This window comes from Chitinophaga qingshengii (genome assembly GCF_014529935.1).
Taxonomy (GTDB): Bacteria; Bacteroidota; Bacteroidia; order Chitinophagales; family Chitinophagaceae; genus Chitinophaga; species Chitinophaga qingshengii.
Genome location: NZ_JACVFC010000002.1, coordinates 440742 through 455998, shown reverse-complemented (window position 1 = coordinate 455998; position 15257 = coordinate 440742). Strand labels below are relative to the sequence as shown.

7 protein-coding genes are annotated in these 15257 nt (G+C 52.7%); 5 read left to right on the top strand and 2 right to left on the bottom strand.

Going from position 1 to position 15257, the window contains the following annotated elements; translation table 11 throughout:
- Positions 1-8 precede the first annotated feature (8 nt).
- Complete coding sequence (locus ICL07_RS17100; RefSeq protein ID WP_188089241.1) at positions 9-428, top strand: DUF3995 domain-containing protein; 420 nt, start codon at positions 9-11, stop codon at positions 426-428.
- 82 nt (positions 429-510) lie between these two features.
- Here ICL07_RS17100 and ICL07_RS17095 read toward each other — a convergent pair whose 3' ends face one another.
- Both ICL07_RS17095 and ICL07_RS17090 read right to left on the bottom strand, forming a co-directional pair.
- The gene (locus tag ICL07_RS17095; RefSeq protein WP_188089240.1) at positions 511-651 is read right to left on the bottom strand and encodes a hypothetical protein; all 141 of its coding nucleotides are present in this window, start codon (positions 649-651) and stop codon (positions 511-513) included.
- Complete coding sequence (locus tag ICL07_RS17090) at positions 635-1144, bottom strand: hypothetical protein (protein WP_188089239.1); 510 nt, start codon at positions 1142-1144, stop codon at positions 635-637. The genes ICL07_RS17095 and ICL07_RS17090 overlap by 17 nt, the downstream gene beginning before the upstream one ends.
- Positions 1145-1279: 135 nt before the next feature.
- On the opposite strand from ICL07_RS17090, the gene ICL07_RS17085 reads away from it, so the two are divergent.
- The 4 genes from ICL07_RS17085 to ICL07_RS17070 all read left to right on the top strand — a co-directional run bounded on the left by ICL07_RS17085 (position 1280) and on the right by ICL07_RS17070 (position 15227).
- The gene (locus tag ICL07_RS17085) at positions 1280-2020 is read left to right on the top strand and encodes a MarR family winged helix-turn-helix transcriptional regulator (protein ID WP_188089238.1); all 741 of its coding nucleotides are present in this window, start codon (positions 1280-1282) and stop codon (positions 2018-2020) included.
- Entirely contained in the window at positions 2020-2940 is a 921-nt protein-coding gene (locus tag ICL07_RS17080; protein ID WP_188089237.1) for an AraC family transcriptional regulator, read from the top strand. Before ICL07_RS17085 ends, ICL07_RS17080 begins: the two co-directional genes overlap by 1 nt.
- A gap of 96 nt (positions 2941-3036) precedes the next feature.
- Positions 3037-3753 carry an SDR family oxidoreductase gene (locus ICL07_RS17075; RefSeq protein ID WP_188089236.1) on the top strand — a complete coding sequence of 239 codons (717 nt, stop codon included), beginning with the start codon at positions 3037-3039 and terminating at the stop codon, positions 3751-3753.
- Positions 3754-4289: 536 nt separating this feature from the next.
- Positions 4290-15227 (top strand): T9SS type B sorting domain-containing protein, encoded by a 10938-nt coding sequence (locus ICL07_RS17070; RefSeq protein ID WP_188089235.1) that lies wholly within the window; start codon positions 4290-4292, stop codon positions 15225-15227.
- Positions 15228-15257: the final 30 nt, after the last annotated feature.

Here is a 15257-nt window from a genome sequence, read left to right as displayed (position 1 = left end):
CAGATTGTATGTTACTACCTGTTGTTGTAGCAGCCACTATCCTGGTGGCGATTGCCGTGCTGCATTTTTATTGGGCCTTTGGCGGTCAATGGGGCATTGGGCTGGCGTTACCGGAAAATACCGACGGCGTACGGGTATTGAATCCCGGTACTTTGGCTACGCTGGTGGTGGCGGTAGGGCTCCTGGTATTTGCCCTGATAGTAACTGCCAACACCGGTATTTTCGACAGCTGGGTAAGCCGCACCCTTGTTGTATGGTTAACCAGAGGCGTAGCGGCTGTTTTTGCGCTGCGTGCGATCGGTGATTTCCGTTATGTGGGTTTGTTCCGTAAAATAAAACAAACACCGTTTGGCCGCCGGGATGCCCGTTTGTATACACCCTTGTGCCTGGTATTATGTGTGTTGTGTTTGCTGGCTACTTTGTCATAGGCGGGTGTAGGTGATATAGGTAGATGTATAGGTGGTGTGGTGACCGAAAGACACCCAACGAAAAACTGTTGGATGTCCCGTTTCATTTTCCGGACGTTGGTAATAGCGCCAACACCAGTTCCTGTAGTAGCTGAACGGTTTCCGTTAATAACTCCGCGAAAAGCAGGGGAGGTGATTCCATTAGTCCAATCAGCATAGCGATAATACTAAAGTTGCGCATCATAGAATTTGCGGTAATAGGCGAATTTTTGGGCCATCGTTTTCCGGGTTTCCGGAAGTCCTTCTGCGGCCAGTTTTTTAAACCATTCAAGCACGGTGTCACTGAACTGATCATACCCCTGTGAGTGGGTGATGGCGTCCGTCAGTTGTACGGTAGCGGCATCGTCCTGTTGCCAGTAAACGGCTATGGCCTGACACAGCCCTGTTGTCAATGCCGGATCGTAACATTTTTTCAGGCAACTGGCTACGGCAGCCGCCCTGTCAGGATAATTCATCAACAGGAAAAACAACAGGTGTTTAAAAGCCGTTACATCCCTCGTTTCCAGTCGGAGGTCCGCCAGATCGGGCCGGTGGACCAGTTGCTGCCGGCTGGCAGGATCTTCATATTTATTCAGTACATGTCTTTCGAGTAGCGCCGCCAAATCGTTGAGCGCGGCGATTGCCTGTTCTGTTGAGGCCTGGCAATCGGTCATCAGTTGCTCCTGTAATGTTTGCATAAGCCATTTTTAAGGTATCGTGATTTACCCTGACAAAGAAAAGATATTTTTCTGAAAAAACAACGAAATCGTTTTGTTTTACAACGAAATCGTGTAATTTTAAAATAAATTCTTTTACAATTAAATACGCTTTCGATGACACCTTTAATGGAACTGATCACCGCCTGGGAAGCCTATGCAGGTAAGATCGAAAAGCCCGCGGTAGCCGATTTCTGTATACAATATCTGCGCAAACAGGCCAGCCGGAAAAAAGATAAATCCGGGGAAGTGCCGGAACATGGGATGGAAACGCTGATGGCGGAGCTGATAGGCAGGATGGGCGCTATGCATAGCACTTATTCCAAAATCATGATGCGCGAATGGCCGGACATAGAGCTGGAATGGTTTTATCTGCTTAATATTATCAAGTGTAAAAAAGAAGCGCGTAAAACAGATATCATCAACCTGGGACTGCTGGAGTTGTCAACCGGCATCGATATACTGAACCGGATGAAAAAGAAAGCCCTGATCACGGAGAAAAATGATCCGGCAGACAAACGTGCGAAACTGATCAGCATCACGGAGAAAGGCAGTGCGCTGTTATATAAAATCGGCGCCAGTCTGTATAAAGTATCCTACATCCTCTACCATGATGTGGAAGACGAAGACAAAAAAGCCCTGGTGGGTATCCTTGGACTGGCGCAGCACCGCGGCCGGCAGTCGCTTGCCGAAGGGAAACAACGAAAAATAGATGATATGCTGGAAGAACGCTATGGTAAAAACGCGATTGCTGCTGTAGATGCAGCATTCAGCCGGGAAGTGAAATACCGGGAACAAATGCTGGCCGCCCGTAAAGACGAGCCGGTAGATGATATTATCCGCTCATTGTATAAGTAATGAACCTGCCACACTATAACCTGGAAGAATCCAGGGCGCTGCATCGCCTGCCAGAACAGGTATCTGCGTTCGGGTACAACAACCTCGACGCCGCCGCCCGTATAAAAGGTTTTGAAATGTATTCCAGCGAAGGAGTCCGCACAAAAATGGGCCCGCTGAAATCGAGCTATTATCGTATAAGCGTCTCCGTAAGAGGTACTACGGAAATTCAACTGGGGCTGGAAGATTTTACCCACGGCAACGGCACTGTCAGCTTTACTTTCCCCGGACAGATATTCAGCAAACGCGGTCTGAGCGACGATGCCTTTGGTTACTATTTGTTGTTTGAGCCGGATTTCCTGGAAGATATCCTGCCGCCTGACCGTATACCGGTTGAATTTCCTTTTTTTGCTTTTTCCGGCGTACCGTTTATGCAGCTGCTACCCGCTGAACTGGATACCGTTATTGACCTCACCGCACGAATCAATACGGAACTACAGCAACAGCAACCGGGCAATGATAAAGCGGTCCGTTTATATCTTAACCTGCTGTTGCTGGCGCTGAAACGCAGTTATGAACGCCAGGGATTCCATCTCACCCCGAAGGAAAACAAAGCGGCTTATCTGGTACCCCGTTATCAAAAACTGGTCAGCGAACATTTTCTCACCAAAAGAAAAGTGGCAGACTATGCCGCTATACTGGGCGTTACGCCCAATCATCTGAACCGGGCGGTTCGGAAACATACCGGTCAAACGGCCTCCGAAGCCATTACCGGCATGCTGGTACGGGAAGCCAAAGCATCCCTGCGTTATACGGATAGTACTATTGCCAATATATCGGATCAGCTGCATTTCAGCGACCCGGCCGGGTTTAATCGTTTCTTCAAGGAAAACACGGGTATGACGCCGCTGGCATTCCGGAAACAGGCGGTACCCCGGTAAAACGGAAAATGCAGCATTCCGTTAATTTAATGCCGCATTGGGTTAACAATGCTCCGCCTTTTATGCACCAATTTTACAGCATAAAAGAAACCCATTATGTCTGCTTCATTTGAAAATGCCCGTATAGTCGTTGCCGGTGGATCATCTGGTATAGGACTCGCTACCGCCACTTTGCTCGCTGCTGAAAACGCACATGTTACCATCACCGGCCGTTCTGCAGCACGCCTGCAGGAGGCGGTGCAAACAATAGCTGCTTCCGCCGCGGTGGTAGATGGCAACGACCGTCCGGCACTCGACGAATTTTTTGCTGCGCAGGGTAGTATCGATCACCTGGTAATAGCTTTAAGCGGCGCGAAAGGCGCCGGTATGTTTAAAGACCTGCAACTCGACGAGCTACGCGCCGGCTTTGAAGGAAAGTTCTGGCCACAGCTGCAAACCCTGCAGGCGGCCTTGCCTTACATGCGCCCCGGTGGCAGCATCACGCTGATTACGGCTATTTCTGCTATCGCTAAAAGTCCTGGTACATCCGGACTGGCAGCTATCAACGGCGCCCTTGAACTGATGATTCCCGGTTTGGCGAAAGAATTGCAACCCTTGCGGATCAACGCTGTTTCTCCCGGTGTGGTAGATACGCCCTGGTGGGACTTCCTGCCGGCTGCTGCCAAAGCGGATACATTTAGTCAGTATGCCGCCCAGTTGCCTACCGGAAAAGTAGCTGCGGCCGGCGATGTAGCGGAAGCGGTGATTTTCCTGATGCACAACACCAATACTACCGGAACTGTCCTCCGCTGCGATGGTGGCTTTAGTCTATAAAATAATCATCGGCCGAAGGCCTGAAAAAGCACAAAGGGAGTAACCAATATGGTCACTCCCTTTGTGCTTTATAAAAAACGATGATTATCCGAATAGGTTTTGCCATGCCTTCCCTAAAGCGGTCCGCGTTAAAGACTAAACACGACAAATTAAAGGGGTTTTAGCATCGGTTTCCCCGTCAATGGCCCTGGTCCACAGCAGAGGCTGTTTTTTTAGATTATACAGGAAGATAATATGTTGTTGGCAGATAATTGGGCTATAGCGGAGTAGCTGGTTATCAAACTTATGCGCTTCGGTGAACATAATCCTGTTTTTACTGTTTAGTATTTGCAGTGATACCGCCGTGTAGTTCAATGTATGTAGATCCGGTATCATCCCCGATTCACAGAACCGACAAGATTATAGCGCAGCAGTTATTCCGGATGCAATGAGCATGCGCAGGCTCTCTTTTTTCATTTATACCCTTGCGAAAGCCATTATCCCCTTCCTGCTATAAGTCTGTCGGGAAACCAAAATAATGTACAAACCCGGCTACTATGGTAAAAAAGCTGTCCATTTGTGTAAATGTTCAGAATCGTATTTCCCGTGCTGTTAGACAATGTTGTTATGTGCTCCTGTTACTGCTGATAGGCAGTCATGTGAAAGCCCAGCAATGTACCGGCTCCCTGGGTGACCCGGTTTTCCTGGAAACATTCGGTACGGCGGCTACGGCAGCTAAACCAACGCTGGGGCCTCCGCTGCCGGCGGGTATTACCACGTATACCTATTACGCGCCCGGTGTAGGCTCCCGGCCTACAGGCCCTTATCCGGGGCAGTATACCATCAGTAACACCACCCGGGGCTACAATAACATCTATTTCGTGGACCGGCCGGACCATACCAGCACCGATGGCCGCGGGTTTTGTATGGTGGTAGACGCCAATGCCACCCCGGATAAATTCTATGAACGTACGATCACCGGTTTATGTGCCGGTACCACTTTTGAATTCTCCGCCTGGATCATGAACATCAACCCTCAATCGGGGGTTTCTCAACCCAGTCTGCGTTTTGATATTATGGATGCCAATAACCCTAACGGCACTCCGCTGAAGTCTGTATCTACCGGCACCGTGCCGTTTCAAAGTCCCGGCACCTGGGTAAGACAGGCCGGTATCTTCCAGATGCCTTCCACTACCAGCGCCATTATCCTGCGGATTTTCAGTAATACGCCCAATAGTAATGGTAATGACCTGGCGCTGGATGATATCGCCTTCGCAGCCTGCGGACCTCCTATCGCTTTTGCTCAAACTACCGGCGTAGTATGTGCCGGCGGTACCGGCGGATTTTCGGTGAGCCTCCCAACAGGCAGCTATTCCAACTACTTTTTCCAGCTGCAGAAAAGGGCGCTGGGTACCACCACCTGGACCAATCAAGGCGGTGTAATCAACAATGGTTCCAATAACCAGTATACTTTCAATGTTCTCAATGCAGCTGCAGGTTTTGAATACCGCGTGGTAGCAGCCGGCGGCATGGCGGAAATGAACAACACCAGCTGCCGCGTGGTGTCTGCCCCGGCAGAATTGAAAGTAATCGATTACACCACTTCTATTAATGGCCCGGCGGTTATTTGCTACAACAGCAGCGCTACGCTCACGGCCAACGTCACACCCAAAGCCGGTACCGGTACCCCTGCTTCCGGTTATAGCTATACCTGGGAAACCAGTCCAGATGGCAGCACCGGCTGGACCGTGATCGCCGGTCAAACCGGCGCTACGCTCAATACCGGTACGCTGACAGCCAATCGTTATTACCGGGTAACCGCTACCGTTAACGGCTGCTCCGGCGATGGCGTTTCCAGTCCGTTCCGGGTGGTGGTCAATCCCAATATCAGCATGACCATCGGCACGGTAAAACCTATCTGCCAGGGAACGGCATTGTTTAGTATACCCTATACCGTTAATGGGGGTAATGCAAACGCCTATAGTATCACTACCTCCGATATGCCCGGCTTTAATGCCGTGACCGATGCCTCCCTCGCCGGTTCCCCACTGAATGTGGTGATCCCTGCTAATGTGGCGCCGGGCACCTATCATTTCACGGTTACCTTTAAACACAAGGCCAGCGGCTGTTCCGCCTCCTACCCGGTATCGCTGGATATCAATCCTACGCCTACCATCGCTACCGTAGGACCAGCACAACAACTATGCGGTACCAGTAATACTACCCTCTCCGGTAATACGCCTGCTGCCGGTACCGGCAACTGGACCCAGGTCAGCGGTCCCGGTGTGGCTACCATCGACAACCCACAGCTGCCCAATACAAATGTGTCCGGACTGGTAACCGGTACCTACGTGTTCCGCTGGACCATCAGCGGCGGAGCCTGTCCGCCTTCCTACGCTGATTTGCAGGTAACGGAATACGGCAACACCACGCTTCCCGATGCTGGCCCGGATTCCACACAGTACAATTCCGGCATCTTCCATATGCAGGCCAATACCCCGACGGTGGGTACCGGCAAATGGGTGGTCATCAGCGGTAATCCTTCCATCGCTGACCCTACCGACCCGCATACCACTATTACCATTCCCCCTAATACCAGCGCCACCCTCGCCTGGACCATCACTAATAATGTGTGTCCGCCGCTGCCAGACCAGGTAACCATTACTTATGTAAGCCGGGCTGATATAAAGGCGCAGAAAATAGTATCAGAATTCGGTCCTTATCTGGCCGGACAACCACTGACCTACCGGATCAATATCACCAATGCCGGTCCCAGTAACGCGCCGGGTGTACAGATCACCGATGCGCTGCCCGCCGGATTTACAGCCAGCAATGTGTCTGTGGCCAGCACAGGAGCCGCCCAGATTATCCAGAATAGCAGCACCAATACCAATATTAACGTTACCGCGGATATTCCTACCGGCAACGCCAGTGTCACTATCACGGTAACGGGTAACATTTTGTCATCCTTCCAGGGAGACCTGACCAATACGGTGACCGCCGTATCACCGGTGGTGCCGGATCCTGACGGGGCTACCGCCACGGTAACGGTACCGGTTATACGCCGGCCATATTTTGAAGTGGTGAAAACGGCGCCCGCCATGGCTATTGCCGGAGAATCTATCAGCTTTGGTATCATTGCCCGTAATAACGGACTGGGAGATGCCAATGCTGCCGTGCTCACCGATGTTATTTCTTCCAAGCTCTCCAACGTCAGCTGGACGGCTACCGCCACGGGTAAGGTAACAATCACCTCCGGCGCTACCGGTACGGGTAATAATATCCGCATCGTGGCCAATTACCCCGGTGGCGATACGCCGGCAGATACCGGTAAAGTATATATCAGTGTAACCGGCACCGTGAATGCCGGCGCCACCGGTAATATCCAGAATGTGGCGACCGTAACGCCTACCGAACCTGTCAGCGCATTTAATTCCAATACCACGACCACTGTTATCAGCAGTTCACCCGGACTGGTAATCGATAAGAGCCGCACCACACCGGTGATAGCGGTGGCCGGTACACCGGTGCAGTATGTGATTACGCTGATTAATAATGGCCCGAGCGATGCCGTGCAAACTGTCATTACCGACGCGGTGCCGGCTGCGGTGCAACAGGTACAGTGGACCGCCACCGCCCAGGGAGCTGCCGCCGTTACTGCCGGCGCTTCCGGCACGGGTAACCAGGTACAGGTAACGGGTAACATCCCCGCAGGATCTTCGAATGTGATCACCGTCCGTATATCCGGTATTATCAGCGCAGATTTTAGCGGCACATTGTCCAATACGGCCACCGCAACGCCTGCAGAACCGGGCGTACCGGCGGTAAGTGATACCGACGAGGCGACGGTGCAAAAAAATGTGAAACTCACCATTGTGAAAAACGGTCCGGCTACAGCTGTTCCGGGTGGACAGATTTCTTACACCATCGATGTGAAAAATGAAGGCCCGTCCAATACCACCGGTACCAGCATCACAGACGTGATTCCGGCATCACTGTACAACGTCACCTGGACGGCTAGTGTGGTAAGCGGTACGGCCACTATCACCGGCGGCGCAACCGGCGCCGGTAACCAATTGAGTGTGACCGCCAACATGGCCGCATTGGCTACGGTGCGGGTAATCGTGCATGCGACCATTTTACCGCCTACCTATAACCCCATCCATAATACGGCGATGGTAACGCCTTCCGAGCCCGGCTACCCGCCGGTGACTTCTAATGAGGTAGTGACCACCGTCACCCCCGAGGCGGACCTGACCATCAGTAAAACCGGTCCGGATACCGCCACTGCCGGTAGTTCGGTGTCCTATGTAATCATTGTGGGTAATGATGGTCCCAGCAATGCCCGCAATATGCAGATCACGGACGTAGTACCGTCAACGTTACAACAGGTCACCTGGACAGCCGTCGCCAATGGCAACGCTACCATCGCCAGCGGAGTGAATGGCAGCGGTAATAATGTTTCCCTGGCCGGCGATATCGGTGCAGGCACCGGAAATAATATAGTGATTACCGTTAGTGGGAAACTGGACCCTGCTTTCTCCGGTACGCTGACCAACACCGCTATCGTAACGCCTTCCGAGCCCGGCAGCACAGGTGATACCGCTACCAAACAAACCCTCGTTAAACGCCTGCCGCAAATCACCATTACCAAATCGGCGGTAGACGGCGTACTGGCAGGGGATAGCGTGACCTATACCATCGAAGTAGGTAATACCGGTGCTTCCAATGCGCTCAACCTGGTGGTGACGGACGTAGTGCCGGCCGCTTTGAGTGGGGTACAATGGTCTGCCCAGGCACTGGGACTGGCTTCTATCACCGGCGCAGCCACCGGCACCGGTAATAATGTACAGGTGACCGGTAATATTCCTGCCGGCAGCGACAATAAACTGGTGATCACCGTTAAGGGCAAAACTGATCCTGGTTTCTCCGGTAATATCGTGAACCATGCTACAGCTACGCCTTCTGAGCCGGTACCACCGGTGACGGCTACCCAAACCCTGGTGGTGAAAAAACTGCCGGTGATCAGGGTGACTAAAGCTGGTCCGGCTACACTGAAAGCCGGCGAACGCATTACGTATACCGTCACTATTACGAATACAAGTGTATCCAATGCTGATAACCTGGTGATAGAAGATATTGTGCCGGCTGCCGTTACACAAACCAGCTGGACTGCCACCATCAACGGCAGTGCGGTAATTAACAGTGGTGGTACCGGCACGGGTAATACTGTACGGGTGAATGCCAATATTCCCGGCGGTGGTGGTAGCAGCGTACTGCTGACGATCACTGGTGTGGTAGATCCTGCCTTCTACGGCACTTTCACCAACCAGGCTACCGCGCAACCTTCCGAGACAGGCGCGCTGCCTGCCGTATCGGCGCCGGTAGTGACGACCGTTGTACAAAAACCGTCCCTGCATGTGGTGAAAACCGGTCCGGCTACCGCTAACGCCGGCGAAACGGTGCGATACCTGTTGACCGTCACCAACACTGGTCCGTCAAATGCCGCAGGCGTGGTGATTGCCGACCAGGTGCCGGCCTTGCTGACCAACGTCAGCTGGACGGCCACTGCTGCCGGCGGCGCCACTGTATTGTCCGGTGCTACCGGTACAGGTAACAATCTGCAGGTAACAGCCAATGTACCGGTGACCACCGGTACGGTGAATATAACGGTAACGGGTACCCTGCCAGCGGCTACCCTGGCAGGCACCATAAAAAACGTGGCTACCGCCGATCCGGCCGTATCCGGCCTGCCGCCGGTAACATCCGATACGATTACAACGGTTATCAGCCAGCGCCCGCGGCTGATCATTCAAAAAAATGCACCGGCTAACTGGAGTGCCGGAGAGTATATTATTTATGGGGTGAAAGTGGAAAACGCGGGTCCCAGCGATGCGCGCGGCACCGTGATCACCGACGCTATTCCGGCTACGATTGTGAATCCTACCTGGATTGCCGCTGCCAGGGGGAACGCGGTGGTGACTACCGGCGCCACCGGTTCCGGTAACCAGCTCAATGTAGTGGCTGATATTCCGGCGGGCAGCAGTAATAGTGTGGTGATCCTCATCTCCGGCAGGGTGCAGTCCGATTTTGCCGGCTTGATCACCAATACCGCTACCGCTACGCCGGCAGAGCCTAATGTACCGACGGTAAGTTCCAATGTGTCGACCAACATCAGCCGGCAGGCTAAAATAAAAATACAAAAGATTGGTCCGGCTGCTACCACGGCGGGTAACGTAATCGCCTATACGCTGGAAGTGGTCAATAATGGTCCGAGTGATGCCCATAACATCACCATTAAAGACGCTATCCCGGCCGGCATCCTGAATGCTACCTGGACAGCCACAGCCTCCGGCGGTGCTGTTGTTACGGCCGGTGCATCCGGCACCCAGGATGTATTGGTAAATGGTAATATTCCTGTAGGGGCGGCTGCTAAAATCACCGTACAGGTAACCGGTAAAGTAGATCCGGACTATACGGCGCCTAATATTACCAATGTGGCCATTGCGCTGAATGATCCGTCGTTTGCAACGCCGGTAGGAGATACCGCGAGTGTGGTGACTACCATCAACCGGGTGGCGAACCTGCGTATCGTGAAGAACGGTCCTGCCAATGCAGCTGCTGGCCAGCCGATACAATACACCCTGGATGTTTATAATGATGGCCCTAGCAACGTGCAGGGTGCAGTTGTTCAGGACGCATTGCCGTCCGGGTTGCTGAATCCAAATTGGGTAGTGACCAGCACCGGTGGGGTGGCTAATATCAACCCTGCCAGTGGTTCCGGTAATGTGAATGTTACTGCTGATATACCGGCAGGAAACGGTAAACTGACGGTCACTATCAATGGTGTCGTTAATCCGGCAATGATCAATGGAACCACTATGATCAATACCGCTACGGTATCATTACCTGCCGGCAGCCCGATTACAGATCCTAATCCGGCTGATAATACCAGCAGCGTATCGACTGTTGTCGATAATGATCCGGTGGTACGCATCGGTAAAAACGGTCCGGCCATAGTTAACGTAGGCGACACGATTCATTACAGAATTGTGGTGACCAACGGTGGTTCCGGCAACATCACCAACGCTCAGATTACCGATATGGTGCCGGCAGATGTAAGCGTGTTTAACTGGGGCGCTGCGGCTACCGGCACAGCAACAGTAACCGGCGCAACTTCCGGTAACAGCAATAGTATTAGCACTACGGCCGATATCCCGGTAGGCAACAATATGATCGTCATCCTGGTCGACGGTGTGGTGAACAACACGGCCAATGCAACCTTCACCAATACCGCAACCGTAGTGGCAGGGTCCAATAAAACAAGCTCCATCACCACTACCGTCAACCGGTCAACGGATGTAAGTATCGTGAAGAGCGGACCACAGCAGGTAACAGCCGGACAAACGGTGAACTATACCCTGCAGGTATTTAATGCCGGTCCGACCGATGTGCAATCGCTCGTTATTACCGACGCCGTACCGGCTGCTGTTACCAACGTTACCTGGAAAGCAGTGGTAACGGGTACCGGCGAAGTGATTGGCGCGCAGGAAATAGATAGTAGCGGCAGCAACATCAATATACCGGGTAAACTGTCTGCCGGCAGCGCTAATTATATTACCGTGTACATCAGCGGTACCGTCAGTGGCAGCGCCGCCTCCGGCAGTATTGTCAATACGGCGAATGTAGCGGTGAATGGCATCGTCGATTATAATCCTGCTAACAATACCAGTACGGTGACCACCAACGTCGGCCGCACTACCGGTTTGCAGATACGAAAGAGCGGCCCGGTACAGGCACAGGCAGGTAACACCATTACCTATCAGGTAGTGGTAACCAACAACGGACCTTCAGACGCCACCGGTGTAAATATCAGTGATGTGGTACCGGCAACGGTACAAAATGTTAGCTGGGAAGCAGTAGTGACCGGCGCCGCCGACATCACCGGTCCTTTTAGTGGTACCGGCAACAATGTGGCTACTACCGGGGATATCCCTGGTGGTGCAGGTAATAGCGTGGCTATCACGATCACGGGTACACTGAATAATGATTTCAGCGGTAACATCGTGAATACGGCCACTGCCGGCAGCAGCGAATCCCCCACCGTGAGTGATAATGTAACCACCGCGGTCACCAAACAATCAGACATACAGGTATATAAGAGCGGTCCGACCAACATTACCGCCGGTGATAAGATCAGTTACCTGATTACGGTAACGAATAATGGTCCTGCTTTTGCCCGTGGCCTGGTGATTACGGATACTATTGACGCCCGTATCACCGGTATCACCTGGACCGCCACCGCTGCCGGCAATGCAACGGTTACTGCCGGAGGCGCCGGTGGTGGTAACCTGCTCAGTGTAACAGCTGATATTGCGCCCACCAGCGATGCGGTAGTCACTATCCTGGTGACTGGTACCGTGAAACCGGATGCGAAAGATACTATCCGCAATACAGCAACGGTTACTTCTCCTGACCCGCAGACACCGCCGGTGGTAACACCGCCCACTACCACCGTAGTAGGCCAGCATCCTGAACTGACCATCAATAAGAGCGGTCCGCAACAGCTGAATGCCGGTGAAAACATCAGCTACTGGCTGGACATCACCAACAAGGGCCTGAGTAACGCTACCCAGGCGATGATCAGCGACCAGGTGCCTGCCATCGTGAAACAGGTGAACTGGACGGTACAGGCTACCAGCCCGGGTACCACTGTTACCAGCGGTAATACCGGCAACGGCAATAATGTACAGGTGATCGCCAATATACCGGCGGGTGGCTCTCTCGGCCTGATGGTACAGGGTAAAGTAGATTCCACTTTTGCCGGTGATATCATCAACACCGGTATTGTAACCGCTGCAGAGCCGGGTAATACACCGGATTCATCTACTGTACAAACAACCATTATCCTGATGCCTGCCGTGCAGATCACCAAAGCGGGACCTGCCACCCTGCAATCAGGACAACGGATCACCTATACGTTGATCGCTACCAACAACGGTCCGAGTATGGCTACCAACGCTTCCATCCAGGATGCAGTTCCAACGAAGGTGACCAACGTTACCTGGACCGCCGTTGCAACGGGCAATGCACAAATCAACGGCGCCGCTACCGGCAACGGTAATCTGGTCAATGTGTTAGCGAATATCCCACCAGGCGCAAATAATCGTGTAACCGTTACCGTGAATGGTACCGTGGATCCGGGCTTCCGCGATACCTTGAAAAACACAGCCATCATTACACCGGCGGAAACCGGTGCGCAGCCTGATACTTCCGCCCTGGTACGGACAGTGGTTACAGCGGTACCCAAACTGCACATCCAGAAAAATGGCCCGACCACCACTACTGCCGGTCAGCCGATACAGTATACCATCCTGGTCAACAATAGTGGATTGAGCAATGCAGTCAACTTCACCATTACGGATGTGGTACCGGCTACTATCACACAGGTGAGCTGGAAAGCGATGGCCAACGGGGGGGCAGTGATCCATGGCGCTTCTTCCGGTACTGGTAATAATATCAGCCTGGCAGGCGATATGCCGGCGGGGACTAACAATAGTATAGTCGTTACCGTTAATGGTAACGTAGCGGGTAATGCGAGTGGTACGCTGGTGAACAACGCAACTGTTACACCGTCAGAAACAGGCGCCACACCGGAAACAGCTACGGCTACCACGCAGATTATAACACAGTCGGCGGTAAGAATCAGCAAAACCGGTCCGGCTACCATGATACGCGGCGACCAGGTGACCTATGTTATCAGCGTTATCAACAACGGTCCAAGCGATGCTGTCAATACAGATATTACGGATCTCATACCGGCTGTATTAACCAATGTAACCTGGAGTGTTACCCCGCTGCGCAGCACCGTCATCAATAGCGGCGCTACCGGTAGCGGCAACAGTGTAAAAGTAAATGTGAATATGCCTGCGGCGGATACCAGCGGACTGACTATCCAGGTAAAAGGTACGGTAGCGCAGAACGCGCCTGCCGGCAGTGTCACCAACGTGGCACACGCGATCCTGAATAATATGGGCGGTAAGGATGTACCTTCCAATACGGTGGTGAGCAATATCGGCAGCTCCACAGATCTGATCATCAGCAAAACCGGTCCACAGGAAGTCTTCGTAGGTAGTAAAGCCGGTTATGTATTGACCATTAGTAATGATGGCCCGTCCAACGCTGACAATGCAACGGTAACGGATATACTGCCGGCGGCGCTTACGCAGCCCTCCGTAACAGTGGTATCTGTCTCCGGTGGCGCCGCCAACGTGCAGGCAGGTGTGAACGGTAATACCATGAATGCTACGTTGGGTACCTTCCCGGCAGGCGCGCAGGTGGTATTACAGGTAACAGCCACTGCCAACACTACCGGCAGCATCCGGAACACAGCTGTGGTCAACACCCCGGCAGGTGTAACAGACATCGATAGCACCAATAACAGCAGCACCGCATCCACTTTTATCAGGGCTAAGTCTCCACTGAAAATCACGAAATCTGTCAACCCGGCCAGCGGTCCTTACAGCATCGGTCAGGTGATCAGCTATACGCTACAGGTAAACAATACCGGTACTGCCGGTGTAAACCCTGTGGTGGTGCTGGATACCCTGCCACCAGCCAGTTTGGTGAGCGATCCGGTGTACAGCAATCCGCCGGTAGGCAACATCGTGTATAACAGCAGCACCCGTGTATTGCAATGGAACGTTGGTTTGGTGAGCGCCGGCGCTACCCGCAGCTGGAGCTATGATGTTACCATCACGGGTACCGGCAATACCCGCAATATAGCGGTAGTCGCGGGTCCGCCGGAAGTAAGTATTCCTGATACTGCTACGGTTATCATCAATACAGAGAAATTCGCCAACCTCAAAGTAGTGAAACAGCTGACGAGCACACCGCCGTTCAGTGTCAACAGTACGTTGACCTTCACGATCACGGCGACTAATAATGGTCCGGATAAAGCTACCGGCGTAGTAGTGCAGGACCGCCTGCCAGGTATGCTGGGCAGACCGCTTACGCTCAATGCTACAGCTGGTCAGGCTACTTACGACATTGCAGCGGCCACCATCAACTGGCAGATACCGGAACTGGCATCAGGGGCCAGCGCTACGCTGACCTTCACCGTGAAACTGATGTCAGCCGATGATATCGCCAACACAGCCACCATCAGCGGTAATGAAAAGGATCCGGATGTTAGCGACAATACATCGGTGATAGGTCCTATAAAAGTAACAGGAGAAGATATCTTCATACCGAATGTCGTAACACCTAATGGCGATGGTAAGAACGATAATTTCTTCATACCGGGTTTAACCAAATTCCCGGGATCAGCGCTCTACATCTATAACCGCTGGGGTAACCAGGTATATCAAAGTAAGAACTATGATAACAAGTGGAATGGAGACGGATTGAGTGAGGGTACTTATTATTATATACTGGAACTCCGTACGGAACAAGGCATACGTAAGTACAAAGGATGGGTGGAACTGTTGCGATAAGTACATTTACAGCAAAAGCGAAGGGCAGCA